This is a genomic window from Blastococcus sp. CT_GayMR16 (assembly GCF_004570875.1).
Classification (GTDB): domain Bacteria; phylum Actinomycetota; class Actinomycetes; order Mycobacteriales; family Geodermatophilaceae; genus Blastococcus_B.
In genome coordinates this window covers 137,084-161,968 of the sequence record NZ_SPQK01000007.1, presented here as the reverse complement: position 1 = coordinate 161,968, position 24,885 = coordinate 137,084, and the positions used below count along the sequence as shown (strand labels likewise).

Here is a 24,885-nt window from a genome sequence, read left to right as displayed (position 1 = left end):
GTCGGGGCCGCGGCGGCGGATCTCGCCGCCGTCGAGTGGTACTCGCTGCCCGCGGCGGCCGGGCTGCTGGTCGGCGCGGGCCCGCACCTGGGGCGCGGCGCGTCCTGGCCTGCCTGGGGGCCGGGCCTGCTGGTGGCGGCCGTGCCGTCTGCGGTCCTCGCCGTGTTCACGTCCGACGGCACCCGGGCCGTGGGGGTGCTGGTCGTGGCGGCGGTCGTGCTGGTCGCGGGCGCACGCACCGGCATCCGGGCACCCCTGCTGATCGGTGCGGGCACCGCCCTGGCGCTGGCCCTCGGGTTCACCGTCCGCGCGCTCCCCTGGCCGCTGGCCACCGCGCTCGTGGTTGGCGCCGTCCTGCTCACCATCGGGACGCTGCGGGAACGACGTCCGGTCGCGGGCTTCGGCGCCCGGCTGGCCGACCTCCGCTGAGCGGATGTCAGGGACCGAAGGGGACCTCGGCGCCCACCGGCCGGTAGCCGGCGGGGCCCGCCGCGAGCTAGCGAGTGGTGGGGGGCAAGGGGTCCTTACTCAGACGCGGAAGCCCAAGGCGCGCAGCTGCTCCCGGCCGTCGTCGGTGATCTTGTCCGGGCCCCACGGCGGCATCCAGACCCAGTTGATGCGGATGTCGTCGACCAGCCCGGGACCGGGGCCGCCGGTCAGCGCCTGCCGGGCCTGGTCCTCGATGACGTCGGTCAGCGGGCAGGCCGCCGACGTCAGCGTCATGTCGAGGATCGCGATGTTGGACTCGTCGACGTCGATGCCGTAGACGAGGCCGAGGTCGACGACGTTGACGCCGAGCTCGGGGTCTACGACGTCGCGCATGGCCTCCTCGAGGTCCTCGAGAAGTGCCGACTTGTAGGCCGGCAGCTCGGCGGGGGTCTCGTCGGCGGCAACGGTCGGGTTCTCGGTCATGACTGGGCTCCCAGTGCTCGGGCGCTGGCGTCCTTGAGGGCCATCCAGCTCATCAGCGCGCACTTGATGCGCGCGGGGTACTTCGACACACCGGCGAACGCCACGGCGTCCTCCAGTTCGTCCTCGAGCTTCTCGGCGACCGAGAGGTCGCCCTTGGCCTGCATGAGCGTCCTGAAGTGCTCACCGGTCTCCAGCGCCTGCTCCACGGTCTTGCCGATGATCAGGTCGTACATCGCCGATACCGAGGCCTGGCTGATCGAGCAGCCCATGCCCTCGTAGGAGACGTCGGCGATCGTGTCGCCCTCGAGGTGCACGCGCAGGGTCACCTCGTCGCCGCAGGTCGGGTTGACGTGGTGCACCTCGGCCTCGAACGGCTCACGAAGACCGCGGCCGTGCGGATTCCGGTAATGGTCCAGGATGATCTCCTGGTACATGTTCTCCAGCTGCATCAGCGGCTCGACCTCACACAGGTCCGAAGAACTTCTGGGCCGCGCGAATTCCGTCGGCCAGGGCGTCGATGTCGTCGTAGCCGGAGTGCACGTAGAACGTGGCCCGCGTCGTCGCCGGCACGCCGTAGCGCCGGACGACCGGCCACGCGCAGTGGTGGCCCACCCGGACGGCGATGCCGAGGTCGTCGAGCACCTGGCCGACGTCGTGCGGGTGGATGCCGTCGACGGTGAAGGAGATGGCTCCCCCGCGCGCGACGGTGTCCGGCGGGCCGATGACCGTCACGCCGGGGATCTCGGCGAGCTTGTCCAGCGCGTAGCCGGTGAGCGCGTGCTCGTGCGCCTCGACCTTGTCCATGCCGAGCGCCTGCAGGTACTCGACGGCGGCGGCCAGACCGATCACCTGCGCGGTCATCGGGACGCCGGCCTCGAACCGCTGCGGCGGGGCGGCGAACGTGCTGCCCTCCATCCGCACGACCTCGATCATCGAGCCGCCGGTCAGGAACGGCGGCAGCTTGTCGAGGACGTCGTAGCGGCCCCAGAGCACGCCGACACCCGTCGGCCCGAGCATCTTGTGGCCGGAGAACACGAGGAAGTCCGCACCGAGCTCGGCGACGTCGATCGGCGAGTGCGGCACCGACTGCGCGCCGTCGACCAGGACCAGCGCCCCGACCTCGTGCGCCCGGGCGATGATCTCGCCGAGCGGGTTGATCGTGCCGAGGATGTTCGACTGCTGGGTGACCGCGACAAGCTTCGTCCGCTCGTTGACCACCGTCGTCAGGTCGGCGAGGTCCAGCCGGCCGTCGTCGGTGAGCCCGAGCCAGCGCAGGGTCGCGCCGGTGCGCTCGCACAGCTGCTGCCAGGGCAGCAGGTTGGCGTGGTGCTCCATCTCGGTGACGACGATCTCGTCGCCCTGGCCGACGGCGTAGGTCCGGAGCTCCGACTCCTTCGCCGTGACGGCGTTGGACAGCGCGTAGGCCACGAGGTTGATCGCCTCGGTGCTGTTCCGGGTGAAGACGATCTCCCGCTCGGGCGCACCGATGAACGCGCCGATGGTGGCGCGGGCGGCCTCGTAGGCGCCCGTCGCCTCCTCGGCGAGCTGGTGGGCCCCCCGGTGCGGAGCGGCGTTGATGTTCTCGTAGAACCACCGCTCGGCGTCGAGCACCTGGCGGGGCTTCTGCGAGGTGGCCCCGGAGTCCAGGTAGACCAGCCGCTTCCCGTCCCGCACGGTGCGGGACAGGATCGGGAAGTCCGCCCGGATCGCCTCGACGTCCAGGGGCAGGGCCTGCTGCGCCCCCTCGGGACGCGAGACGGTCACGGTCATGCCGATGCGACCTCCGCGGCCGCCTTCTCGGCGCTGGCCACCTCGTTGGAGTCCTTGACGTAGGCGGCGTAGCCCTCGCTCTCCAGCTTGTCCGCGAGCTCCGGACCACCCTCCTCGACGATCCGGCCGGCCACGAAGACGTGCACGAAGTCGGGCTTGATGTAGCGCAGGATCCGCGTGTAGTGGGTGATCAGCAGAACCCCGACGTCCCCCTCGGCCCGGGTGCGGTTGACGCCCTCGGAGACGATCCGCAGGGCGTCGACGTCGAGGCCGGAGTCGGTCTCGTCGAGGATGGCGATGCGCGGCTTGAGCAGGCGCATCTGCAGGATCTCGTGGCGCTTCTTCTCACCGCCGGAGAAGCCCTCGTTGACATTGCGCTCGGCGAACGTCGGGTCCATCTCCAGGCCGGCCATCTCGGTCTTGACGTCCTTGACCCAGGTGCGCAGCTTCGGCGCCTCGCCCTTGACCGCGGTGGCGGCGGTGCGCAGGAAGTTCGACACCGAGACCCCGGGGACCTCGACCGGGTACTGCATGGCGAGGAACAGGCCGGCCCGGGCGCGCTCGTCGACGGTCATCGCGAGGACGTCCTCGCCGTCGAGGGTCACCGTGCCGCCGGTGATCGTGTACTTCGGGTGGCCGGCGATCGAGTAGGCCAGGGTGGACTTGCCGGAGCCGTTGGGCCCCATGATCGCGTGGGTCTCACCCGACCGGACGGTCAGGTCGACACCGCGGAGGATCTCCTTGGCGTCATCACCTTCTCCGACCGTGACGTGCAGGTCGCGGATCTCCAGGACGGACACTCGTACTCCTCAGTTGCTGGCCGCGGCGGGGAGGCTGTCGTCGATCGAGACGTCGACGAACACGTCCTCCCCCTCCACGCGGACCGGGTAGACGGCCACCGGCTCGGTGGCCGGCAGGTTGGTGGGCTCGCCGGTGCGCAGGTCGAAGCACGACCCGTGCAGCCAGCACTCGATGGTCGGGGCGCCCTTGAACTCTTCGACGTCGCCCTCGGACAGCGGGACCTCGGCGTGCGAGCAGAGGTCCTCGATCGCGTAGACGTCGCCCTCGAAGCGGACGACGGCGATATCGACGTCGTCCAGCTCGACCCGGAGTGACCCGGGCTCCTTGATGTCGGAGAGCGCGCAGACCCGCTCGAAACTCATGCCGGCACCTCCACCGGCTGCTCCTCCAGGCCCGGGAGGGCGCCGAGGCGTGCCTCGATGGTGCCCATCAGCCGGTCCTGCAGCTCGGGCAGGCCGATGTGCTGGACGACGTCGGCGAAGAAGCCGCGCACCACGAGGCGGCGGGCGGTCTCGGCGTCGATGCCGCGGGAGCAGAGGTAGAACAGCTGCTCGTCGTCGAACCGGCCGGTGGCGCTGGCGTGGCCGGCGCCCACGATCTCGCCGGTCTCGATCTCCAGGTTGGGCACCGAGTCGGCGCGGGCGCCGTCGGTGAGCACCAGGTTGCGGTTGAGCTCGTAGGTCTCGGTGCCGACCGCCGCGGGACGGATGCGGACGTCGCCGATCCAGACCGTGCGGGCGTCCTCGCCCTGCAGGGCGCCCTTGTAGAGCACGTTGCTGCGGCAGTGCGGCACCGCGTGGTCGACCCAGAGGCGGTGCTCCTGGTGCTGGGTCTCGTCGGCGAAGTAGACGCCGTAGAGGTCGGCCGAGCCGCCGGGGCCGGAGTACTGCACGTTGCTGACCAGCCGGACGAGGTCGCCGCCGAGGGTGACCACGACCTGCTTGAACGTCGCGTCCCGGCCGACGACGGTGTCGTACTGACCGCCGTGGACGGCGCCGGGCGCCCAGTCCTGGACCGAGACGAGCGTGACCTGGGCGCCGTCCCCGACGAGGACGGCGACGCCACCGGAGTAGCGGGCCAGGCCGGTGTGGTCGAGCACGATCGTGGCCTGCGCGAAGGCGCCGACCTCGACGACGAGCTGGCCCCAGACGACATCGTCACCGGCAGCGCCGGAGAACCCGAGGGTGACCGGGCGGTCCAGCTGCGCCTCTGCTGCGACACGGACGACCGTGGCGCCGTCAGCGCGCTGCCGGGTGAGGGCCGCGAGCCGGTCGACCGGCTCGGGCAGACCCTTGAGCATGGGGTCGTCGGCCTCGACACGGCTCAGCTCGGCGCCGTCCGGGAGGTCGGCGTCCCACGAGGGGTGCGCGTCCGACGGGGCCCCGTCGAGCAGTACGCGTACCCGCTTCATGGGCGTGAAGCGCCAGGTCTCCTCGCGGCCCGTGGGGACGCCGAAGGCGTCCGGGTCGGTGGAGGTGAGCCGCTCGGCCGGCGAGCCCGTGCGCGCGGGCCCGCCGTGCGAGTGGGACCCGGGCGTCGCCTGACCGGCGCTGCCGGTGCCGGCGGCCGGGGTGGTCGGTGGTCCCGCTTGGGCGCCGACGCCGGGAGCGAAGAGCTCGCCGGCGAGGGTGGTGGTCGTGTTCTCTGCCGACATCAGCCGACGGCACCTTCCATCTGCAGTTCGATGAGCCGGTTCAGCTCGAGGGCGTACTCCATCGGCAGCTCGCGGGCGATCGGCTCGACGAAGCCGCGGACGACCATGGCCATCGCTTCGTCCTCGGTCATGCCGCGGCTCATCAGGTAGAAGAGCTGGTCGTCGCTCACGCGGGAGACCGTCGCCTCGTGACCCATCGACACGTCGTCCTCGCGGACGTCGACGTAGGGATAGGTGTCCGACCGGCTGATCGTGTCGACCAGGAGCGCGTCGCACTTCACCGTCGACTTGGAGCCGTAGGCGCCCTCGTCGATCTGGACCAGACCGCGGTAGGACGTGCGGCCACCGCCACGGGCGACCGACTTGCTGACGATCGTCGAGGAGGTGTGGGGGGCGGCGTGCACCATCTTGGCGCCGGCGTCCTGGTGCTGACCCTCGCCGGCGAAGGCGATGGAGAGGACCTCGCCCTTGGCGTACTCGCCGGTCATCCAGACGGCGGGGTACTTCATCGTCACCTTGGAGCCGATGTTGCCGTCGACCCACTCCATGGTCGCGCCCTCGTGGGCCACGGCCCGCTTGGTGACCAGGTTGTAGACGTTGTTCGACCAGTTCTGGATGGTCGTGTACCGGCAGCGCGCGTTCTTCTTGACGATGATCTCGACGACCGCGGAGTGCAGCGAGTCGCTCTTGTAGATCGGCGCGGTGCAGCCCTCGACGTAGTGCACGTAGGCGCCCTCGTCGACGATGATCAGCGTCCGCTCGAACTGGCCCATGTTCTCGGTGTTGATCCGGAAGTAGGCCTGCAGCGGGATCTCGACGTGCACGCCCTTGGGGACGTAGATGAACGACCCGCCGGACCAGACGGCGGTGTTCAGCGCGGCGAACTTGTTGTCGCCCGACGGGATCACCGAGCCGAAGTACTCCTGGAAGATCTCCGGGTGCTCCTTCAGAGCCGTGTCGGTGTCCAGGAAGATCACGCCCTGGTCCTCCAGCTCCTTCTGGATCTGGTGGTAGACGACCTCGGACTCGTACTGCGCCGCGACACCGGACACGAGGCGCTGCTTCTCCGCCTCGGGGATGCCGAGCCGGTCGTAGGTGTTCTTGATGTCGTCGGGCAGGTCCTCCCACGAGGCGGCCTGGGCCTCGGTGGAGCGCACGAAGTACTTGATGTTCTGGAAGTCGATGCCGGAGAGGTCCGAGCCCCAGTCGGGCATGGGCTTGCGGCCGAAGAGCTTGAGGGCCTTGAGGCGGCGCTCGAGCATCCACTCGGGCTCGCTCTTGCGGCGCGAGATGTCCGCGACGACGTCCTCGTTGATCCCGCGACGGGCCGAGGCCCCGGCGGTGTCGGCGTCAGCCCAGCCGTACTTGTAGCGGCCGAGCTGGTCGATCTGCTCGTCCTGCGTCAACGGCGTGCTGGTCACCGGCTGCTGGGTGCTGGTCATGCGGGCGTCCTCTCCCGGTCGTTCGTGGGGATCGTGCGTGTGGACGTGCGGCTGGTGGGCGCGCTGGCGGGCGCTGCTCGCTCACCTGGTACAGGGCGTGCGGGGGTCGATCTGTTCCCCGGGCGCAGCGGTCCGGGGATGTGTGTGGTGCAGATCCCGTCGCCGTGGGCGATGGTGGCCAGCCGCTGCACGTGGGTGCCGACCAGCCGCCCGATCACCGCGGTCTCGGCCTCGCACAGCTGCGGGAACTCCGCCGCCACGTGCGCCACCGGGCAGTGGTGCTGGCAGAGCTGTCCGCCGCCGGAGATCGCCGAGGCCGTGGCAGCGTAGCCCTCGGCCGTCAGGGCGACGGCGAGCGCCTGGGCGCGGTTCACCGGGGCGCCCTCGGCAGCGCGGACGGCGCTCTCGACAGCGCTCGACGCACGGGCCTCGAGTCCGGCCAGCTGCTGCTCGGCCACGGCCCGGACGGCGTCCGGACCACCGGAGGCGGCCACGTAGCGCAGCGCGGTCAGCGCCAGGTCGTCGTAGGCGTGCGGGAAGGACGAGCGCCCGGCGTCGGTGAGGTGGAACCGGCGGGCCGGGCGGCCACGGCCGCGGTGCGCGTCGCGCGACAGCCGCTCCTCCAGCCGGCCGGCGCCGACGAGGGCATCGAGGTGGCGGCGGACGGCGGCCGGCGAGATGCCCAGGCGGGTGGCGAGCTCACTGGCGGTCTGCGGACCGTGCTCGAGGAGCAGCGCGCTGACGCGGTCGCGGGTGCGGCCGTCGTCGGCTGTCACCGACGCGCGGGGGTGCACTGCAACGCTTTCCACAACACAAGTGTGTCCTATTTCGGCACGCTCGCAACCAAGGTCAGCCTTACTCCTTGCGTGACCCCCGCCGCGGCGTGATGCGGGTCACGCCACATGCCTCCCGCCTAGCATCGGGTCCGTGCCGGCCCTGCCCACTGCCTTCTCTTCCGCGACCGTTTCCCGCGTCGCTCTGGCCAACGCGATCGCCAACGGCCTCATCGTCGTCACCGGCGGCGCGGTGCGGCTGACCGGGTCCGGACTCGGCTGCCCGACCTGGCCGCGGTGCACCGACGAGAGCTTCGTGGCCACGCCGGAGCTGGCCGGCCACGGCGTCATCGAGTTCGGCAACCGGCTGCTCACCTTCGCGCTCACCGCGGTCGCGATCGCCACCGTCGTCGTCGTGTTCCGGTCGGTGCGCCGGGACCTCCGGACGCTTGCCGTCATCGGGTTCCTGGGCATCCCGGCGCAGGCCCTGCTGGGCGGCGTCACCGTGCTGACCGGCCTGAACCCGTGGACGGTCGCCGCCCACTTCCTGGTGTCGATGGTGCTCGTCGCGGTGGCCACGATCCTCTGGCAGCGCTCGCGCGAACCCGGTGTGGGGCAGCCACTGGTGCGCCGTCCGTTCGTCCTGCTCGTCACCGGCATCGCCGCGCTCACCGCCGTCGTCCTCGGAATCGGCACGGTCGTGACCGGCAGCGGTCCGCACAGCGGCGACCCGGAGGCCGGGCGCACGGGCTTCGACCCCGAGCTGGTCAGCCAGCTGCACGCCGACGTCGTGTTCCTCCTCATCGGTCTGACCGTCGCGCTGCTCGTGGCGCTCTACGCGATCGACTCCCCCGGCCGCGTCCGCCGGGCGGCCCGCGACCTGCTGATCGTTCAGCTCGCCCAGGGCGTCGTCGGCTACGTGCAGTACTTCACCGACCTGCCGGTCGCCCTCGTGCTCGTGCACATGCTCGGCGCGGTGCTGATCACCGCGTTCACCGCGCGCCTGGTGTGGTCCGTCCGCGGCCCGGCGTCGGAACTCCCGCTAAGCTCCGCCACAGAGCCCGCTACCGCCATTCGCTGACTACCGCGGTGTTGTCCGGAGTGCCGCGCTACAGCACGGCACCGGCCCCCACACGGCGGACTTCTGTCAGGCGCTCCAGATCAGGACGACGGCCGCGGGGCCGTCCGGTGACTCCCAGCGCCCAGCCGTCACCGACTCCTGGGCGCCGCGGGCGTCGGCCCAGGCCGGCCACGCGTCGTCCTCGTCGTGCCAGACGAGTCGCCCTCCGGCGAAGTACGTGACGACTGGGCACCCGGACTCGATCAGCGACTCGACCTCGGCGGGCTCGATCCGCGTCGCACCGAGCGAGTAGGTCCGGCCGTCCGCCCCGACCAGTTGCCCCATCCGGGCGTTCGCGAGATCGCGGCGCACGGCAGCTCCTTCAGGGGGAATGTCCCCGGGTCGGCCATCTCGGGCGCCGGAACGGCCGCTGGAGGGACAACGCCCAGCGCGGCGAGCTCAGATCAGGACGTCGACGATGATCGCGATCGAGAGCAGGGCCAGGTACGAGATCGAGACGTGGAAGAGCTTCATCGGCTTGGTCTCGGCGTCGCTCCGGATGCGACGCAGCAGCCGGTGCGCCTCGAGGACGAACCACGCGCCCAGGGCGACCGCGGCCGCCGTGTAGAGCCAGCCGATGCCGAAGTCCGCGGCCACGGGCCAGAGCAGGAGCGAGACCGCGACGGTGACCCAGCTCCAGGCCACGGTCTGCCGGCCGACCGACAGCTCGGACGTGACCACTGGGAGCATCGGGACGTCGGCCCGCGCGTAGTCGGCCTTGAACCGCATGGCGAGCGCCCAGAAGTGCGGCATCTGCCAGCAGAAGACGACCCCGAAGACGACGACGGCCGGCCAGTCGAGGGAACCGGTGACCGCGGCCCAGCCGATGAGCACCGGTGCCGCCCCGGGCACGCCGCCGAACTCGGTGCTGCGCCGGGTGTGCCGCTTGAACACCATCGTGTAGAGGACGGCGTAGTAGAAGATCGCCCCCGCCGCGAGCGCCGCGGCCAGCAGCGTGGTGGTGGCCGCGAGCAGCGCGATCGAGGAGACGGTGAGCACCGCGCCGAAGATCAGCGCCGCCCGCGGGGTGATCTGCCCCATCGGCAGCGGCCGCTTCTGGGTGCGGTGCATCAACCGGTCGATGTCACGGTCGAAGTAGCAGTTGAAGACGTTCGCCGCCCCGGCCGCGAGAGTTCCGCCGACCAGGGTGGCGAGCAGCAGAGTCCAGGACGGCCAGCCGCGAGCGGCCAGCATCATCGCCGGCACCGTCGTCACCAGCAGCAGCTCGATGATCCGCGGCTTGGTCAGCGCCACGTAGGCGCCGATCCGCGTGCGGAGGGCGCTGGGGAGGCGACGAGCGGGATCGGTGCGGCGCTCGCTCAGCGCCGTCACCGGGTGCCCTCGTGCGCGGAAGCGCGCGGGCAGCAGGGCACCACGGGGTCCCTTCGAACCGGGGATGGGAACGGCAGTCACTGTAGCCCGGGGCGCTCCGGGCATCGGCGCGGCATGAGCGCGGATGACTAGGGTTGACCGCGTTGATGCGGCCCGTCCAGCGGGTAGGGCCGACGTCGACGACGACGACGTGCCCCGGTCCAGCGCCGGCCCGGGGGCGCGCCGCCGGGTCCGCGGTTCGAGCCCGGTCGCCGCCCACGACCGGCGCGCCCCGCTCACCCGGCGGACAGCACGGCCGCACGACCGCCCACGAACCAGGGCCTACCCCGAGGGAGCACTCACCACATGACGCAGAGCACCGGGTCCGAGGCCCCCGCCGAAGCCGCGACCGACGCCCCCACCGGTAGCCCGGCGCAGCCGAAGCCGACCCTCCCCGACGGTTTCGGCGAGCTCGACCGCCGCGCCATCGACACCGCACGGGTGCTCGCCATGGACGCCGTCCAGAAGGTGGGCAACGGCCACCCGGGGACGGCGATGAGCATGGCCCCGACCGCCTACCTGCTCTTCCAGAAGTGGCTGAAGCACGACCCGAGCGACCCGAACTGGGTCGCTCGTGACCGGTTCGTGCTCTCGATGGGGCACTCGAGCCTGACGCTCTACGTCCAGCTCTACCTCTCCGGGTACGGCATGGAACTCGCCGACCTGGAGGCCCTGCGCACCTGGGGCTCGAAGACGCCCGGCCACCCCGAGGTCAACCACACGCCCGGCGTGGAGACGACGACCGGCCCGCTCGGTCAGGGTGTGGGCAACGCGGTCGGCATGGCGATGGCCGCGCGCCGCGAGCGCGGCATGCTCGACGCGGACGCCCCCGAGGGCGAGAGCTTGTTCGACCACACCGTCTGGGTCTTCGCCTCCGACGGCGACCTGGAAGAGGGCGTCAGCGGCGAGGCGTCCTCGCTGGCCGGCACCCAGCAGCTGGGCAACCTCGTCCTCGTCTACGACGACAACAGGATCTCGATCGAGGACGACACGAACATCGCCTTCACCGAGGACGTCGGCAAGCGCTACGAGGCCTACGGGTGGCACGTGCAGCACGTCCACGACGGCGAGGACCTGGCCGCGGTCGACGCCGCACTGGCGGCCGCCAAGGCAGAGACCGGCCGCCCGTCGATCATCGTGCTGAAGACGATCATCGGCTGGCCGGCGCCCAACAAGCAGAACACCGGTGCCGCGCACGGCTCGGCGCTCGGTGAGGACGAGGTCAAGGCCACCAAGAAGATCCTCGGCTTCGACCCCGACAAGAGCTTCGACGTCGCGCCCGAGGTCATCGAGCACGCCCGCGGCGTCGTCGGCCGCGGCCAGGAGGCGCACGCGGCGTGGCAGCCGCGGTTCGGCGCCTGGAAGCAGAGCAACCCCGAGGGCGCCGCCCTCCTCGAGCGGATGACGACCCGCACGCTGCCCGAGGGCTGGGCGGACAAGCTGCCCAGCTGGGACGCCGACCCGAAGGGCGTCGCCACCCGCAAGGCGTCGGGCGAGGTCCTGGCCGCGCTCTACCCCGCGCTGCCCGAGCTGTGGGGCGGCTCGGCCGACCTCGCCGAGAGCAACAACACCGCCGTGAAGGGCGAACCGTCGTTCCTGCCGGCCAACCGGCAGACGAAGATGTGGTCCGGTGGCCCCTACGGCCGCACCCTGCACTTCGGAGTCCGCGAGCACGCGATGGGCTCGATCATGAACGGCATTGCCCTGCACGGCGGCACGCGCGTCTACGGCGGCACGTTCCTGACGTTCTCCGACTACATGCGCGGCGCGGTCCGGCTCGCGGCGATCATGCAGCTGCCCGTCACCTACGTCTGGACCCACGACTCCATCGGCCTCGGCGAGGACGGCCCGACCCACCAGCCGATCGAGCACCTGGCCGCGCTCCGGGCAATCCCGGGTCTCGACGTCGTCCGGCCCGCTGACGCCAACGAGGTGGCGGTCGCGTGGCGGACGATCCTCGAGCACAACGACCGGCCCGCCGGGATCATCCTGTCCCGGCAGAACCTGCCCGTCTTCGACCGCAGCGAGTTCGCGTCGGCCGAGGGCGTCGCCCGCGGTGGCTACGTGCTCGCCGAGGCCTCGTCGGGCACCCCCGAGGTGATCCTGATGGGCACCGGCTCGGAGGTGCAGATCGCCGTCGCCGCCCGCGAGGCGCTCGAGGCCGACGGCGTCCCGACCCGTGTCGTCTCCCTGCCGTGCGTCGAGTGGTTCTCCGACCAGGACGACAGCTACCGCAACGAGGTGCTGCCGTCCTCGGTCCGGGCGCGGGTCAGCGTCGAGGCCGCGGTGCCCATGGGCTGGCGCGAGTTCGTCGGTGACGCCGGCCGGATCGTCGGGCTCAACCACTACGGCGCCAGCGCCGCCTACACCGTGCTCTACGAGGAGTTCGGCCTGACCACGGAGGCAGTCGTGGCCGCCGCCCGCGAGAGCCTGCAGGCCGCCGCGTCCGACGCCGCGGTCCCGGCCGGGCCGGGAGCGTCCCACGGCGGACTCGACAGCCCCACCGGCGACAAATGAAGGACCCACTGCCCCTCACCACTCGCAAGCTCGCGGCGGGCCCCTGCAGCGGGGCCGCTAGGCCCTAACCGAAAGGCACCAGTCATGGCACAGAACGAGAAGCTTGCCGAGCTGTCCGCGGCGGGGGTCGCCGTCTGGCTCGACGACCTGTCCCGCGACCGCATCCGCAGCGGGAACCTGCAGTCGCTGGTCGACGAGCACTCCGTCGTCGGCGTGACGACGAACCCGACCATCTTCGCCGCGGCGATCAGCGGGTCGGACTCCTACGACGACCAGCTGCACGCCCTCGCCGTCCGTCAGGTGAGCGTGGAGGAGGCACTGCGGACGATCACCGGCGCCGACGTCCGGGACGCCTGCGACCTGCTGCGGCCCATCCACGACCGCCAGCCGGGAGACGGCCGCGTGTCCCTCGAAGTGGCGCCGGGTCTGGCGCACGACACCGACGCCACCGCCGCCGAGGCCGGGCACCTGTGGTGGCTGGTGGACCGGCCGAACCTCTTCATCAAGATCCCGGCGACCGAAGCGGGCCTGCCGGCCATCACCGAGACCATCGCGAACGGGATCAGTGTCAACGTCACCCTGATCTTCAGCCCGGACCGGTACCGGGCGGTCATGGAGGCATACCTGGCCGGCCTGGAGAAGCGGGTGGCCGAGGGTGGCTCCCTGGACGGCATCGCGTCGGTCGCGTCGTTCTTCGTCTCCCGCGTCGACACCGAGATCGACAAGCGGCTGGACAAGGTTTCGGATGCCCCTGAACTAGACATCGCCTCGCTCAAGGGGAAGGCGGGCATCGCCAACGCCCAGCTGGCCTACCAGGCCTACGAGGAGGTCTTCTCCTCCGACCGCTGGCGGGCGCTCGAGGCGAAGGGTGCGGTGCCGCAGCGCCCGCTCTGGGCCTCGACCGGCGTCAAGAACCCCGAGTACTCGGACACGATGTACATCTCCGAGCTCATCGCTCCCGGCACCGTGAACACGATGCCGGAGAAGACGATGATGGCCTACGCCGACCACGGCGAAGCCGGCACGCCGGTGCAGAAGTCCTACGACGACGCCGCCGCCGTCATGAAGGCCGTCGGTGACGCCGGCGTCGACCTCGACGACGTCTTCCGCGTGCTGGAAAAAGAAGGCGTGCAGAAGTTCGTCGACTCGTGGGACGAGCTGACCGACTCGGTGCGCAGCGAGCTGGAGGACAAGAAGTGAGTTCCGCGTTCTCCGTCGCCCTGAACGGGCTGGACGTCCCCGACACCCTGCGGACCCAGCTCGTGGACGACGGCGTCGCGGCCCGGCTGGTCCAGAAGGACGCCACGCTGTGGGGCCCGGAGGCCGAGGACGAGTCGGCGGTCCGGCTCGGCTGGCTGGACCTGCCGGCGAGCTCGCGTCAGCTGGTCAGCCGCCTGGCCGATCTCCGCACCGAGCTGGCCGGCGAGGGCCTCGACCGCATCGTCCTGTGCGGCATGGGCGGCTCGTCACTGGCACCGGAGGTCATCTGCCGCACCGCGGGGGTGCCGCTCGTCGTCCTCGACACGACCGACCCCGGTCAGGTGTCCGCGGCGATGACCGACCTGCACCGGACGGTCGTCGTCGTCAGCTCCAAGTCCGGCGGCACGGTGGAGACCGACAGCCACCGGCGGGCGTTCATCGCCGCGTTCGCCGCGGCCGGCCTGGACGAGAAGCGGATCGGCGGGCGCTTCGTCGTCGTCACCGACCCCGGCTCCCCGCTGGCCGACACCGCCGCGGAGATGGGCGCGCGGGCGGTCTTCCTCGCCGACCCGACCGTCGGTGGGCGGTACAGCGCGCTCTCGGCGTTCGGCCTGGTGCCCTCTGCCCTGGCCGGCGCCGACGTCGGCGCCCTGCTCGACGAGGCCGAGGAGCTGGCCGAGCGCCTGGCCGCATCCGACAACGCCGCTCTGGAGCTCGGTGCCGCCCTAGGCGCCGCGTTCCGCAGCGGGCGGGACAAGCTGGGTCTGGCCGACGGCGACTCAGCGGAGCTGGGCACATCGATCAAGGGCTTCGGTGACTGGGCCGAGCAGCTGATCGCCGAGTCCACCGGCAAGGAGGGGCGCGGCATCCTGCCCGTCGTCCTCGAGTCCGACGAGGCACCGGGAGCGAGCGCGCCCGACGTGCTGCTCGCCGTGGTCGGCTCCGGCACTCCCGCGAAGCAGCCCTCCGTCGGTGTCAGCGGGCCGCTCGGGGCGCAGTTCCTCGGCTGGGAGTACGCGACGGCGGTGGCCGGACGGGTGCTCGGGATCAACCCCTTCGACCAGCCGAACGTGACCGAGAGCAAGGACAACACCAACCGGATCCTCGACGAGGGGCTGCCGGACGAGCGGCCCGAGGCGACCATCGGCGCCATCGAGGTGCGGGGCAGCGGCGGTGTGCTGGACGGGGTCGACCTGTCCTCGCACGACGGCGTCCGCCTGGCGCTCGACGCGCTGCTGAACTCGATCCCCCCGCGTGGCTACCTGGCCGTCATGGCCTATCTGGACCGGGAGCGCGACGCCAGCGCGCAGGACCTCCGGGGTGCTCTCGCCCGCCGCACCGAGCACGCCGTCACCTTCGGGTGGGGTCCGCGCTTCCTGCACTCCACCGGCCAGTACCACAAGGGCGGGCCCCAGGTCGGTGCGTTCCTGCAGGTGACCGGGGCGGTGGCCGAGGACCTCGCCGTCCCGGAGAAGCCGTTCAGCTTCGCCACCCTGCAGGCCGCGCAGGCCGCCGGGGACCGCAAGGCCCTCGCCGACCGCGGCCGTCCGTTGCTGCACCTGCACCTGACCGACCGTGCCGCCGGCCTGGGCCAGCTCCTGGAGGCGCTGGGCTGACCGCCCCGGGAGTACAGCCGCACGACCCGCTCCCTGTTCCACCCCGCCGTCCGGTCCCCCGCCGGTCCGGGCAGCGGCCCCCTCCTACCTCGAGGACGGACCATGCATCTTTTCCCCGCTGCGCGGCCCCCGATGGCTCTTTCCCCGCTTCGCGGCCCGAGATGAACCCCAACCCGCTGCGCGACCCGCGGGACCGGCGGCTACCCCGGGTACCTCAGCCGTGCGCGCTCGTCGTCTTCGGCATCACCGGCGACCTGGCCCGAAAGAAGCTGCTGCCGGCGGTCTACGACCTGGCCAACCGCGGGCTGCTGCCGACCAACTTCGCGCTGCTCGGCTTCGCCCGCCGCGACTGGGGTGACACCGAGTTCGCCGAGCTCTCGCGCGAGGCGGCCCGGCAGCACGCCCGCACCCCGTGGCGGGAGGAGGTCTGGGAGCAGCTGGCCGCCGACATCACCTTCGTGCAGGGCTCCTTCGACGACGACAACGCCTTCGACCAGCTCGCCGCGACCCTCGGCGAGCTCGAGGGCAGCCATGGCATCGGCGGCAACGCGGCCTTCTACCTGTCGATCCCGCCGTCGATGTTCCCGACCGTGCTCAAGCAGATGCAGCGCACGGGCATGGCGGAGAGCACGGCGGACCGGTGGCGGCGGGTCGTCGTCGAGAAGCCGTTCGGTGAGGACCTGCCCTCGAGCCGCGAGCTGAACGCCCTCGTCGACTCCGTGTTCAGCGCGGAGGACGTCTTCCGCATTGACCACTACCTGGGCAAGGAGACCGTTCAGAACCTGCTGGCGCTACGGTTCGCCAACACCCTGTTCGAGCCGATCTGGAACGGCCACCACGTCGACTCGGTCCAGATCACCATGGCCGAGGACGTCGGCATCGGCGGGCGGGCGTCGTTCTACGAGAAGACCGGCGCCGCCCGCGACGTGCTGCAGAACCACCTGCTGCAGCTGCTCGCCCTCACCGCGATGGAGGAGCCGGTCGAGTTCTCCGCCGAGGAGATCCGGACGGAGAAGCTCAAGGTGCTCCGGGCGATCTCGGTGCCAGAGGACATGGAGACCTTCGCGATCCGCGGCCAGTACGAGCAGGGCTGGCTGGCCGGCGAACGGGTCAAGGGCTACCAGCAGGAGGAGGGCGTGGACCCCAAGTCCGCGACCGAGACCTTCGCCGCCGTCCGCCTGGGCGTGGAGACCCGCCGCTGGGCAGGCGTGCCGTTCTACCTGCGCACCGGCAAGCGGCTGCCCCGCCGGGTCACCGAGATCGCGCTGATGTTCAAGCGGGCGCCGCACCTGCCCTTCGCCGAGACCGACACCGAGGAGCTCGGCAACAACCAGCTCGTCGTGCGCGTCCAGCCCGACGAGGGGGTGACCCTCAAGTTCGGGTCGAAGGTGCCGGGCAGCGTCATGGAGGTGCGGGACGTGTCCATGGACTTCCTCTACGGCGAGCAGTTCACCGAGTCCAGCCCGGAGGCCTACGAGCGGCTGCTGCTCGACGTCCTCCTGGGCGACGCCACGCTGTTCCCGCGCAACGCCGAGGTGGAGGCCTCCTGGGCGGTGATCGACCCGCTCGAGGAGTTCTGGGCCGGGACGACGCCGCACGCCTACCGCGCCGGCGAGTGGGGACCGCGCGCGGCCGAGGAGATGCTGGCCGCCGAGGACCGCAGGTGGCGGCGTCCATGACGGGCGTGACCGTGACTCCCTCCCGCATCCGAACAGAGGACACCACGTGACGACGCTCTGGGACACGACCGGCTCGGCCGTGGTGAAGGAACTGGCCGCGCAGCGGCGCACCGGCGGCGCGGTGCTCTCCGGGGTCGCCCTCACCCTGGTCGTCGTCGCCGACGAGAGCCGCGTGTCCGACGCCGAGGAGGCGGCCACCCACGCGGCCGAGATGCACCCCTGCCGGCTTCTCTTCGTCGTGCGCCGGCAGATCGAGGCACCGGCTCCCCGACTGGACGCCGAGGTCCTGATCGGTGGGCGGCTGGGCCCCGGCGAGGCCGTCGTCATGCGGATGTACGGCCGCCTGGGCCTGCACGCGGAGTCCGTGGTCCTGCCGCTGCTGGCCGCCGACGCCCCCGTCGTGGCCTGGTGGCACGCTGCACCGCCGGACCGGCTGGCCACCGACGCGCTGGCGGTCTTCGCCGACCGACGGATCACCGACAGCTCGATCGCCGACGACCCGCTGGCCGCGCTGAAGACCCGGGCGGCGGACTACGCCCCCGGCGACACCGATCTCGCCTGGACCCGGAGCACCGCGTGGCGGGCCATCCTCGCCTCCAGCCTCGACTCCGTCTCCGGCCGCCGCGGTGAGCCTGTCGTCGTCACCGCCGGCCGCGTCGAGGGCGATCCGGCCAACCCGACAGCGCGGTTGCTCGCCGGCTGGTTGTCCTCCCGGTGCGGCTGCCCGGTCGCCGTCGAAGAAGGCACCCGCAAGCCCGGGGAGAGCGGCGTCGAGTCCGTCGTCCTCACCCTGGACCAGAAGGAAGAGGTGCGGATCCACGCCGACCGCAAGGGTGGGGCGGTCATCAGCCAGCCGTACCGCCCCGACGCCGCCGTGGCCCTTCCGGAGCGGGTGCTCGGGGACCTGCTCAGCGAGGAGCTGCGGCGGTTGGACCCCGACGAGCCCTACAGCGACGCACTGGAATCGGCGACCGGGGTCAGCGACCTGGCCGACCGTTCCCCGATGCGGGAACACGTGTGGTTCGACCCGGCCGAGGAGAACGGCAACGGCTCGCGGACGAAGAAGCGCGCCGCCGCGAAGACCGGCGACTCGTGACCGCTCCCACTCCTGACGTCGTCGTCGAGCCGGACGCCGAGCACCTGGCCCGTGCGGCCGCCGAGGCGATGGTCGCCCGGCTGGCCGCGGCCCAGGCCGTGCACGGGTCGGCCGCGGTCGTGCTGACCGGGGGTGGGATCGGGATCGCCGTCCTCGAGCACGTCGCCGCCCTGGCGGCCGAGCCAGTGCGGGAGCGCGTCGACTGGACGGCGGTGGACGTCTGGTGGGGTGACGAGCGCTTCGTCCCGGCGGGAGACGACGACCGCAACGAGAAGGCCGCCCGGCGGGCGCTGCTCGACGCGGTGGGCGTGCCGGCCGAGCGAGTGCACGCCATGCCTGCCTCCGACGGAGAGTTCGCCGAGCCCGAGGACGCCGCCGCCTGGTACGCCGGGGAGCTGGCGGCCGCGGCACCCGACGGCCGACCGGTCCCCCGGCTGGACCTGCTGCTCCTCGGGATGGGCCCGGAGGGGCACGTGGCGTCGATCTTCCCGGACTCCCCGGCCGTGGCGGACGAGCGGACCGTGCTGGCCGTCCGTGACTGCCCCAAGCCGCCGCCGACCCGCGTCAGCCTGGGGTTCGCCGCGATCAACGCGGCCGAGGAGGTCTGGCTGCTCGTCGGGGGCGCGGCGAAGGCGCCAGCCGTGGCGCAGGCGCTGTCCGGCACGGACCCGGCGCAGCTCCCCGCGGCGGGGGTGCACGGGGTCCGGGCCACCCGGTGGTTGCTGGATGCCGCCGCGGCAGCAGAACTTCCCGGTCGCCCGGCCTGAGCCGTATCCGCTGTGGACGGCGGGGTCTCTCCTGAGTGCGAGCGAGCTCGTACTCAGGAGTCCGATCAGGCAGGAGCCCTCCGATGACCGTTCACGACACCCGCAGCGCCCAGCGGACGACGTCCATCCCACAGCCGCGCCCGCCCCGGGACGACGCCCTCGAACCGGAGGCGCCCGCCGGACAGGCAGCCGAGCCGGCGCCGGTCGGTGAGTTCCCGTGGCCGGAGCCGTGGCACTACTCGCGCGGCGCCCGTCCGCGGTCGGAGTACTGGGACGTGGCGACGGCCAGCTGGCGCTCGCGGGGCCCGGTCGTCCCGCCGCGCCAGACGTGATCCTGACCAGGACGATCAGACCCGGCCGGGGTCAGGAGCCGGCCGGGTCGACAGCGGGTGGGGTCAGGCGCCGCGACGCTGGTGCAGCCGGGTGAGCGCCTCTTCCAGCAGTGCGTCACCGTCGGCGTCGCTGCGCCGCTCCCGGACGTAGGCCAGGTGGGTCTTGTACGGCTCGTTCCGCGGTGCCGCGGGCGGGTTCTGCTCGTCCTGCCCGGCGGGGAGCCCGCAGCGGGGGCAGTCCCAGAACTCGGGGATGTCCGCGTCACTGGCGAAGGCGACCCGCGTCTCGTGCCGGTTCGCGCACCAGAAGGGGATGCGGTTGCGGGGCGCAGCTTCGCCGCGCTCGGCCTCACCCATCGGACCTGCTCCGACCCGGGTGCCCCGAATCGCGTTGCCACCAGCCACGAGCGCCCCCTGATCGAGTCCAGGTCGTGCGGCAACTGACTCACGGCCGCGCGGGCAGTCTAGAGCCTGGACGTGCGATCTCCGGTCACGTTTTCGCGCGGATTGCGGCCAGTCGTGTTTCGCAAACCGGTGGCCGGGAGGGGCGGCCCCTTCTCAGTTGACCTTGAGCAGGATCCCCAGCCCGACGATGCAGACGGCCCAGACGATCGCGCAGAAGACCGTCAGCCGGTTCAGGTTCTTCTCGACGACCGAGGAGCCGGCCAGGGAGGAGGAGACCGCGCCACCGAACATGGAGGACAGACCGCCACCCTTCCCCCGGTGCAGCAGGATCAGCACGATGAGGAGGGCGCTGGTGAGCACCAGCACCACGTTGAGGACGAGCTCGATCATCACTTCTCCTGCGTTGGGCTGCCGGCGGCACGCACCGGGCTCTTGCCCCCGAGCCTAACCGAAAGGGTCAGCGCACTCTTCCGTCAGTGCGCCTCCGCGCCCCGGTCCGCTCCTCGCTCGCCGGCGCTCACTGCGATGCTCGCGGGGCTGTCAGCGCACCCCGGCGGTGGCGAGGTCGTGCCCGCTGTAGGGCTGCATCACGACGCCGTTGCGCAGCCGCTGTCCCGCCAGCAGCTGGATGCGCGTCTCGGCCAGCGGCACGTACACCGACGCGGCGGACACGGTGCCGGCCACCTCGCGCCACGCGTCCGGGCCGCCGGCCGCCCGGGCCTGGTCGATGAGTGCATCGACCGCGGGGTCGGCGAGCCGGGCGTAGTTCGTGTTGCCGACGGAGCGGATGCTGCGGCTGTCGACGAGGGGCGCGAGGAACGACGCGGGCGTCGGGAAGTCCGCTGTCCAGGTCGCCAGCACGATGCCGTACCCGTTGGCCGTGACGTTGCCGGGGCTGCCGACGTCCGTGGCGTAGAAGGAGCTCGCGCTCAGCGGCCGCACCTCGGCCTCGATGCCGACCTCGCGGAGCTCCGCGGAGACCTCCTCGGCGACGTCGACCCCGGTGGGCGTGTCGGCGACGGCGAGCACCGTGGCGAACCCGTCGGGCATCCCGCAGGCCTCGAGGGAGGCCCGCGCGGCGTCGAGGTCGGCGCGTGGATCGCGGTCCTCCGGACCACCGGGGAGACCGCGAGGCCACAGCTGGGAGCGGCGCACGACGTTGACCGCTCCCCCGAGCTTCTCCTGCACGTCCCGCCGGTCGATCACCGCGGCGACCGCGGCCCGGCAGTCGGGATTGTCCATCGGGGCGACGTCCGTCGGCAGGGCGAGCAGCCGGACGGCGCCCGTCGTGACGTCGTCCACCCGGTCGCGTACCGGGTTCTCCTCGTCCTCGGCCAGCCGTGCCGTGGTCAGGGCCTGGACGCCGGTGCCGGTAATGTCGAGGTCGGCGGACCCGGCCAGCAGCGCCTGGTCCCGCTCGACCCCGGACAGCCCGGTCCGGACGATGACCTGGTCCGGCAGTGCGTTGCGGACGTCGTCGGTGGCCGGGTCCCACTGCGGGTTCCGGTCGAGCAGGATGCCGGTCGCGGGGTCGACGGACGTGACCGCGTAGGGGCCCGAGGACACCGGGTCGCTGCCGTAGCCCGCGCCGCTGTCGGCCTCGATCGGCACGGGGCTGCTGGAGGGCAGCGCCATGACGAACGGCAGGTCGGGCTGGGGCGCCCGGAGCCGGAAGATGATCGTGCGCTCGTCGGGGGTCTCCACGGTCGGCAGGCCCAGGCGCTCGGGCGACTCGTCCTGGTACGGGCCGGCGTACTGGTTGCCGGGATCGTCGAAGAGGTCCACCACGTAGGTCGGGCCCCCGACGATGACGTCGGAGGCGAACGACCGCTCGATGCCGTACTTCACGTCCTGGGACCTGATGGCCCGGCCGTTCTCGAACCGCACGCCCTCGCGGAGCGTGAAGGTCCAGCTCAGACCGTCCTCGGACGGCGTGCCGAGGTCGGTGGCCAGGTCGGGCACCAGTTCGTCGGTGTGCCCGGGCTCGGAGCTGTACGTGACCAGGGTGCGGGCGTAGAGCCGCATCAGGTTCCAGACGCCGGGCAGGTAGGAGCGCTGGGGGTCCAGGCTGTCGATCTCGGCGGAGACGACCCGCAGGGCGCCGCCGGTGCGGCCCGAGGGTGCCCGGACGCCGTTCACCCCGGCGTCGGCGCTGCCCTCGACCACGGGGACGTCGGCCCGGCCGTCCGCGCCACCCCCGCAGCTGACCGCGAAGACCACGACGAGGACGACGACCGCCGCGACCGCGAGGATGCGCCGGCGTGACCAGCCCCGGGCCCATGCGGGGAGCCGGCTCGCCACACGTTCCAGCGTGGTGTTCTCCACGTCCTGCTGCCCGCCCCCACCCGTGTCGGCCGGCGGCGGCAGTGGGGCTCAGCTGCCGCCGGCGGCGTTCTGACAGATCTGCGCGAACTCGTCGGCGTCCAGGCTGGCGCCGCCGACGAGTGCACCGTCGATGTCCGGCCCGGCCATGATCCCGGCCGTGCTCGCGGCCTTCACCGACCCTCCGTAGAGGATACGGACGGTTGCGGCCGTCTCCGGGCCGAACCGCTCGGCGAGCCGCGCCCGGAGTGCCCCGCAGACCTCCTGCGCATCCTCGGGGGTGGCCACCTCGCCGGTACCGATGGCCCAGACGGGCTCGTAGGCGACGACCACGCCTGCGGCCATCTGCTCGGCGGTCAAGCCCTCCAGCGACGCGTCGAGCTGGTCGGTGCAGTAAGTGACGTGCCCCCCGGCCTGCCGGGTCTCCAGCCCCTCGCCGACGCACACGATCGGAGCGAGCCCGTGCCGCAGCGCCGCCTGCGCCTTGGCGGCCACGACGGCGTCGTCCTCGGCGTGCATCGCCCGCCGCTCGGAGTGGCCGACGGTGACGAACTGGCAGGCCAGCGCGGCGAGCATCCCGCCGCTGACCTCGCCGGTGTAGGCGCCCGAGTCCTGGACGGAGAGGTCCTGGGCGCCGTAACCGACGTCGAGCTTGTCACCGGTGACCAGCGTCTGGACGCTGCGCAGCGCGGTGAAGGGAGGCAGCACGACGACCTGCACGTCGTCGAGCACCCGCGCGGGGATGGTGAACGCGAGCTTCTGCACCAGGCCGATGGCCTCCAGGTGCGTCATGTTCATCTTCCAGTTGCCGGCGATCAGCGGGCGGCGGCCCTCCCGCTTCGCCGGCGTGCGGTCCTTGCGAGCCATTCTCGGTCCTCTGATCGGTCGGCTGGTGGTCAGTCGGCGAGGACCGCGAGGCCGGGGAGTTCCCGGCCCTCGAGGTACTCCAGCGACGCGCCGCCGCCGGTGCTGATGTGGCCGTAGGACGCCTCGTCGAGGCCGAGCTGCCGGACGGCGGCGGCGGAGTCCCCACCGCCGACGACGGAGAGACCGTCGACGGTCCCGACCGCCTCGGCGACACCGCGGGTGCCGGCCTGGAACGGGGCCAGCTCGAAGACGCCCATCGGACCGTTCCAGAAGACGGTGCGGGCGTCGGCGAGGTCCGCGGTGAACAGGTCGACCGTCAGGGGACCGACGTCCAGGCCCATGAGGTCGTCCGGGACCGCGTCGGCCGGCGTCACGCTGACCTCGGCGTCGGCGGCGAACCTGTCGGCGCACACCACGTCGACCGGCAGCACGATCTTGTCGCCGGCCTCGGTGAGCAGCCGGCGGCAGGTGTCGACCTGGTCGGCCTCCAGCAGCGAGCTGCCCACGCCGTGGTCCTGGGCGGCGAGGAACGTGAAGCACATCCCGCCACCGATCAGGAGGCGGTCGACCTTGGGCAGCAGCGCCTCGATGACCGCCAGCTTGTCGCTGACCTTCGAGCCCCCGAGGACGACGACGTAGGGGCGCTCGGGGTCGGCGGTCAGGCGGGTGAGCACCTCGAGCTCGCGGGCGACCAGCCGGCCCGCGTAGTGCGGCAGGCGCTCGGCCACGTCGAACACCGACGCGTGCTTGCGGTGCACGGCCCCGAACGCGTCGTCCACGTAGACGTCGGCGAGGGCGGCCAGCCGATCGGCGAGCTCCCCCCGGGCCGCGTCGTCCTTCGAGGTCTCGGCGGCCTCGAACCGGACGTTCTCCAGCAGGAGGACGTCGCCGTCGCCCAGCGCCCCGGCCTTGGCCGTGGCGTCCTCGCCCGCGACGTCCGCCGCGAGCGCCACGGGCACACCGAGCAGCTCGGACAGCCGCGCAGCCACCGGGGCGAGGGAGAACTGCGGGTCGGGCGCACCCTTCGGGCGGCCGAGGTGGGCGGCCACGATCACGCGGGCACCGGCGTCGCGCAGCGCCTGCAGCGTAGGCAGGCTGGCCGTGATCCGACCGTCATCCGAGATGACTGGCGATCGCGTCGACAGATCCAACGGGACGTTCAGGTCGGCGCGCAGCAGGACGCGCCGACCCGAGACGCCCTCGGCGAGGAGGTCGTCTACCGAACGCATCAGAGGGACTTGCCCACCAGCGTGGTGAGGTCGACGAGCCGGTTGGAGTACCCCCACTCGTTGTCGTACCAGCCAAGCACCTTGACCATCGGGCCGAACACCTTGGTCAGCTGCGAGTCGTAGATGCAGGACGACGGGTCGGTGACGATGTCGGAGGAGACGATCGGGTCGGCCGTGTACGTCAGGTACTTGCCGAGCGGGCCGGCCGCGGCCTCGCGGTAGGCGGCGTCCACCTCGTCCGCGGACGCCTCGCGGGTGACCTGGACGGTGAGGTCGGTGGCCGAGCCGGTGGGCACCGGTACGCGGATCGCGTAGCCGTCGAGCTTGCCCTTCAGCTCGGGCATGACCAGGCCGATCGCCTTCGCAGCACCCGTCGAGGTGGGCACCATGTTGAGGGCGGCGGCGCGGGCGCGGCGGAGGTCCTTGTGCGGGCCGTCCTGCAGGTTCTGGTCGGCGGTGTAGGCGTGGATCGTCGTCATCAGGCCGCGCTCGATGCCGAACGCGTCGTGGAGGACCTTGGCCAGGGGCGCCAGGCAGTTCGTGGTGCAGGACGCGTTGCTGATGATCGTCTGCGAGCCGTCGTACAGGTTGTCGTTGACGCCCATGACGATCGTGATGTCGTCGTCGCTCGCGGGCGCGGAGATGATGACCTTCTTGGCGCCACCGGCGTCGACGTGCTTGCGGGCGTCGGCGGCCTTGGTGAAGAAGCCGGTCGACTCGATGACGACGTCGACACCCAGGTCGCCCCACGGCAGCGCGGCCGGGTCGCGCTCGGAGAGGACCTTCATGGTCGTCCCGCCGATCTTGATCCCCTCACCGTCGGCGGCGACGTCCTCCTTGAGGACACCCAGGATGCTGTCGTACTTGAGCAGGTGGGCCAGGACCTCGTTGCTGGTGAGGTCGTTCACCGCCACGATCTCGATGACCTGGCCGCTGGCCGCCGCGGCCCGCCAGAAGTTGCGGCCGATGCGGCCGAATCCGTTGATGCCCACCCGGACCGTCAAAGCAGCCT

24 protein-coding genes and 1 pseudogene are annotated in these 24,885 nt (G+C 72.0%); 9 read left to right on the top strand and 16 right to left on the bottom strand.

Translation table 11 applies throughout. The annotated features are described in order from the left end of the window. A pseudogene (locus tag E4P38_RS22890) lies at nt 1–429 on the top strand (hypothetical protein); the annotation flags it as partial. A 99-nt stretch (nt 430–528) separates the two neighbouring features. On the opposite strand, the gene E4P38_RS10665 reads toward E4P38_RS22890, so the two are convergent. The 8 genes from E4P38_RS10665 to E4P38_RS10630 are packed head-to-tail and all read right to left on the bottom strand — an operon-like array spanning nt 529 to nt 7,388. Next, nucleotides 529–912, bottom strand: coding sequence for a metal-sulfur cluster assembly factor (locus E4P38_RS10665; protein WP_135131790.1), 384 nt, complete (start codon nt 910–912; stop codon nt 529–531). Further along, entirely contained in the window at nt 909–1,361 is a 453-nt protein-coding gene (sufU, locus tag E4P38_RS10660) for a Fe-S cluster assembly sulfur transfer protein SufU (RefSeq protein WP_135131789.1), read from the bottom strand. The genes E4P38_RS10665 and sufU overlap by 4 nt, the downstream gene beginning before the upstream one ends. 13 nt (nt 1,362–1,374) lie before the next feature. After that, nucleotides 1,375–2,682 (bottom strand): cysteine desulfurase, encoded by a 1,308-nt coding sequence (locus E4P38_RS10655; protein WP_135131788.1) that lies wholly within the window; start codon nt 2,680–2,682, stop codon nt 1,375–1,377. Further along, nucleotides 2,679–3,482 carry a Fe-S cluster assembly ATPase SufC gene (gene sufC / locus E4P38_RS10650; RefSeq protein WP_135131787.1) on the bottom strand — a complete coding sequence of 268 codons (804 nt, stop codon included), beginning with the start codon at nt 3,480–3,482 and terminating at the stop codon, nt 2,679–2,681. Before sufC ends, E4P38_RS10655 begins: the two co-directional genes overlap by 4 nt. Nucleotides 3,483–3,491: 9 nt before the next feature. Beyond that, nucleotides 3,492–3,845, bottom strand: coding sequence for a non-heme iron oxygenase ferredoxin subunit (locus tag E4P38_RS10645; protein WP_135131786.1), 354 nt, complete (start codon nt 3,843–3,845; stop codon nt 3,492–3,494). Next, nucleotides 3,842–5,137, bottom strand: a complete 1,296-nt coding sequence (sufD, locus tag E4P38_RS10640; RefSeq protein WP_135131785.1) for a Fe-S cluster assembly protein SufD — start codon at nt 5,135–5,137, stop codon at nt 3,842–3,844. The genes E4P38_RS10645 and sufD overlap by 4 nt, the downstream gene beginning before the upstream one ends. Further along, nucleotides 5,137–6,579: a Fe-S cluster assembly protein SufB gene (sufB, locus tag E4P38_RS10635; protein ID WP_135131784.1), complete on the bottom strand. Its 1,443-nt coding sequence runs from the start codon at nt 6,577–6,579 to the stop codon at nt 5,137–5,139. Before sufB ends, sufD begins: the two co-directional genes overlap by 1 nt. Next, nucleotides 6,576–7,388, bottom strand: a complete 813-nt coding sequence (locus E4P38_RS10630; protein WP_245160935.1) for a metalloregulator ArsR/SmtB family transcription factor — start codon at nt 7,386–7,388, stop codon at nt 6,576–6,578. The genes sufB and E4P38_RS10630 overlap by 4 nt, the downstream gene beginning before the upstream one ends. A 118-nt stretch (nt 7,389–7,506) precedes the next feature. Between E4P38_RS10630 and E4P38_RS10625 the strand changes: the two genes are divergently transcribed. Further along, complete coding sequence (locus E4P38_RS10625; RefSeq protein WP_135131782.1) at nt 7,507–8,433, top strand: COX15/CtaA family protein; 927 nt, start codon at nt 7,507–7,509, stop codon at nt 8,431–8,433. 66 nt (nt 8,434–8,499) lie between these two features. Here the strand turns inward: E4P38_RS10625 and E4P38_RS10620 are convergent, their stop codons facing one another. Both E4P38_RS10620 and E4P38_RS10615 read right to left on the bottom strand, forming a co-directional pair. Continuing rightward, entirely contained in the window at nt 8,500–8,784 is a 285-nt protein-coding gene (locus E4P38_RS10620; protein ID WP_135131781.1) for a hypothetical protein, read from the bottom strand. A gap of 87 nt (nt 8,785–8,871) precedes the next feature. Further along, a complete protein-coding gene (locus tag E4P38_RS10615; RefSeq protein ID WP_135131780.1) occupies nt 8,872–9,804 on the bottom strand; it encodes a heme o synthase in 933 nt (310 codons plus the stop codon). A gap of 345 nt (nt 9,805–10,149) precedes the next feature. Here E4P38_RS10615 and tkt point away from each other — a divergent pair, with 345 nt between their 5' ends. The 7 genes from tkt (at nt 10,150) to E4P38_RS10580 (ending at nt 19,050) form a co-directional block, all read left to right on the top strand. Then, nucleotides 10,150–12,360 carry a transketolase gene (tkt, locus tag E4P38_RS10610; protein ID WP_135131779.1) on the top strand — a complete coding sequence of 737 codons (2,211 nt, stop codon included), beginning with the start codon at nt 10,150–10,152 and terminating at the stop codon, nt 12,358–12,360. A gap of 84 nt (nt 12,361–12,444) precedes the next feature. After that, nucleotides 12,445–13,560: a transaldolase gene (gene tal, locus E4P38_RS10605; RefSeq protein WP_135131778.1), complete on the top strand. Its 1,116-nt coding sequence runs from the start codon at nt 12,445–12,447 to the stop codon at nt 13,558–13,560. After that, on the top strand, nt 13,557–15,176 hold the full coding sequence (locus E4P38_RS10600) for a glucose-6-phosphate isomerase (protein ID WP_135131777.1): 1,620 nt from the start codon (nt 13,557–13,559) through the stop codon (nt 15,174–15,176). The genes tal and E4P38_RS10600 overlap by 4 nt, the downstream gene beginning before the upstream one ends. 161 nt (nt 15,177–15,337) lie before the next feature. Then, on the top strand, nt 15,338–16,855 hold the full coding sequence (gene zwf / locus E4P38_RS10595) for a glucose-6-phosphate dehydrogenase (protein ID WP_135131776.1): 1,518 nt from the start codon (nt 15,338–15,340) through the stop codon (nt 16,853–16,855). Between the two features lie 46 nt (nt 16,856–16,901). After that, entirely contained in the window at nt 16,902–17,951 is a 1,050-nt protein-coding gene (locus tag E4P38_RS10590) for a glucose-6-phosphate dehydrogenase assembly protein OpcA (protein ID WP_135131775.1), read from the top strand. Next, complete coding sequence (pgl, locus tag E4P38_RS10585) at nt 17,948–18,718, top strand: 6-phosphogluconolactonase (protein WP_135131774.1); 771 nt, start codon at nt 17,948–17,950, stop codon at nt 18,716–18,718. Before E4P38_RS10590 ends, pgl begins: the two co-directional genes overlap by 4 nt. A gap of 83 nt (nt 18,719–18,801) precedes the next feature. Next, nucleotides 18,802–19,050, top strand: coding sequence for a hypothetical protein (locus E4P38_RS10580; protein ID WP_135131773.1), 249 nt, complete (start codon nt 18,802–18,804; stop codon nt 19,048–19,050). 63 nt (nt 19,051–19,113) lie between these two features. Here the strand turns inward: E4P38_RS10580 and E4P38_RS10575 are convergent, their stop codons facing one another. The 6 genes from E4P38_RS10575 to gap all read right to left on the bottom strand — a co-directional run bounded on the left by E4P38_RS10575 (nt 19,114) and on the right by gap (nt 24,877). Continuing rightward, nucleotides 19,114–19,455 (bottom strand): RNA polymerase-binding protein RbpA, encoded by a 342-nt coding sequence (locus E4P38_RS10575; protein WP_135131772.1) that lies wholly within the window; start codon nt 19,453–19,455, stop codon nt 19,114–19,116. A 153-nt stretch (nt 19,456–19,608) separates the two neighbouring features. Continuing rightward, nucleotides 19,609–19,845: a preprotein translocase subunit SecG gene (secG, locus tag E4P38_RS10570; RefSeq protein ID WP_280791072.1), complete on the bottom strand. Its 237-nt coding sequence runs from the start codon at nt 19,843–19,845 to the stop codon at nt 19,609–19,611. A 150-nt stretch (nt 19,846–19,995) separates the two neighbouring features. Continuing rightward, on the bottom strand, nt 19,996–21,780 hold the full coding sequence (locus tag E4P38_RS10565; RefSeq protein WP_135131771.1) for an ABC transporter substrate-binding protein: 1,785 nt from the start codon (nt 21,778–21,780) through the stop codon (nt 19,996–19,998). A gap of 48 nt (nt 21,781–21,828) precedes the next feature. Next, on the bottom strand, nt 21,829–22,644 hold the full coding sequence (gene tpiA / locus E4P38_RS10560; RefSeq protein WP_135131770.1) for a triose-phosphate isomerase: 816 nt from the start codon (nt 22,642–22,644) through the stop codon (nt 21,829–21,831). A gap of 29 nt (nt 22,645–22,673) precedes the next feature. Further along, nucleotides 22,674–23,873 carry a phosphoglycerate kinase gene (locus E4P38_RS10555; RefSeq protein ID WP_135131769.1) on the bottom strand — a complete coding sequence of 400 codons (1,200 nt, stop codon included), beginning with the start codon at nt 23,871–23,873 and terminating at the stop codon, nt 22,674–22,676. Further along, the gene (gene gap, locus E4P38_RS10550) at nt 23,873–24,877 is read right to left on the bottom strand and encodes a type I glyceraldehyde-3-phosphate dehydrogenase (protein ID WP_135131768.1); all 1,005 of its coding nucleotides are present in this window, start codon (nt 24,875–24,877) and stop codon (nt 23,873–23,875) included. Before gap ends, E4P38_RS10555 begins: the two co-directional genes overlap by 1 nt. Nucleotides 24,878–24,885 lie beyond the last annotated feature (8 nt).

Bases quoted from the DNA above. Each gene is read 5' to 3' on its own strand.
- sufD (WP_135131785.1), bottom strand. From the start codon at position 5,137: ATGTCGGCAGAGAACACGACCACCACCCTCGCCGGCGAGCTCTTCGCT.
- tkt (WP_135131779.1), top strand. From the start codon at position 10,150: ATGACGCAGAGCACCGGGTCCGAGGCCCCCGCCGAAGCCGCGACCGAC.
- tpiA (WP_135131770.1), bottom strand. From the start codon at position 22,644: ATGGCTCGCAAGGACCGCACGCCGGCGAAGCGGGAGGGCCGCCGCCCG.
- sufU (WP_135131789.1), bottom strand. From the start codon at position 1,361: ATGCAGCTGGAGAACATGTACCAGGAGATCATCCTGGACCATTACCGG.
- secG (WP_280791072.1), bottom strand. From the start codon at position 19,845: ATGATCGAGCTCGTCCTCAACGTGGTGCTGGTGCTCACCAGCGCCCTC.
- E4P38_RS10645 (WP_135131786.1), bottom strand. From the start codon at position 3,845: ATGAGTTTCGAGCGGGTCTGCGCGCTCTCCGACATCAAGGAGCCCGGG.
- E4P38_RS10555 (WP_135131769.1), bottom strand. From the start codon at position 23,873: ATGCGTTCGGTAGACGACCTCCTCGCCGAGGGCGTCTCGGGTCGGCGC.
- E4P38_RS10655 (WP_135131788.1), bottom strand. From the start codon at position 2,682: ATGACCGTGACCGTCTCGCGTCCCGAGGGGGCGCAGCAGGCCCTGCCC.
- E4P38_RS10665 (WP_135131790.1), bottom strand. From the start codon at position 912: ATGACCGAGAACCCGACCGTTGCCGCCGACGAGACCCCCGCCGAGCTG.
- zwf (WP_135131776.1), top strand. From the start codon at position 15,338: ATGAACCCCAACCCGCTGCGCGACCCGCGGGACCGGCGGCTACCCCGG.
- E4P38_RS10580 (WP_135131773.1), top strand. From the start codon at position 18,802: ATGACCGTTCACGACACCCGCAGCGCCCAGCGGACGACGTCCATCCCA.
- sufB (WP_135131784.1), bottom strand. From the start codon at position 6,579: ATGACCAGCACCCAGCAGCCGGTGACCAGCACGCCGTTGACGCAGGAC.
- tal (WP_135131778.1), top strand. From the start codon at position 12,445: ATGGCACAGAACGAGAAGCTTGCCGAGCTGTCCGCGGCGGGGGTCGCC.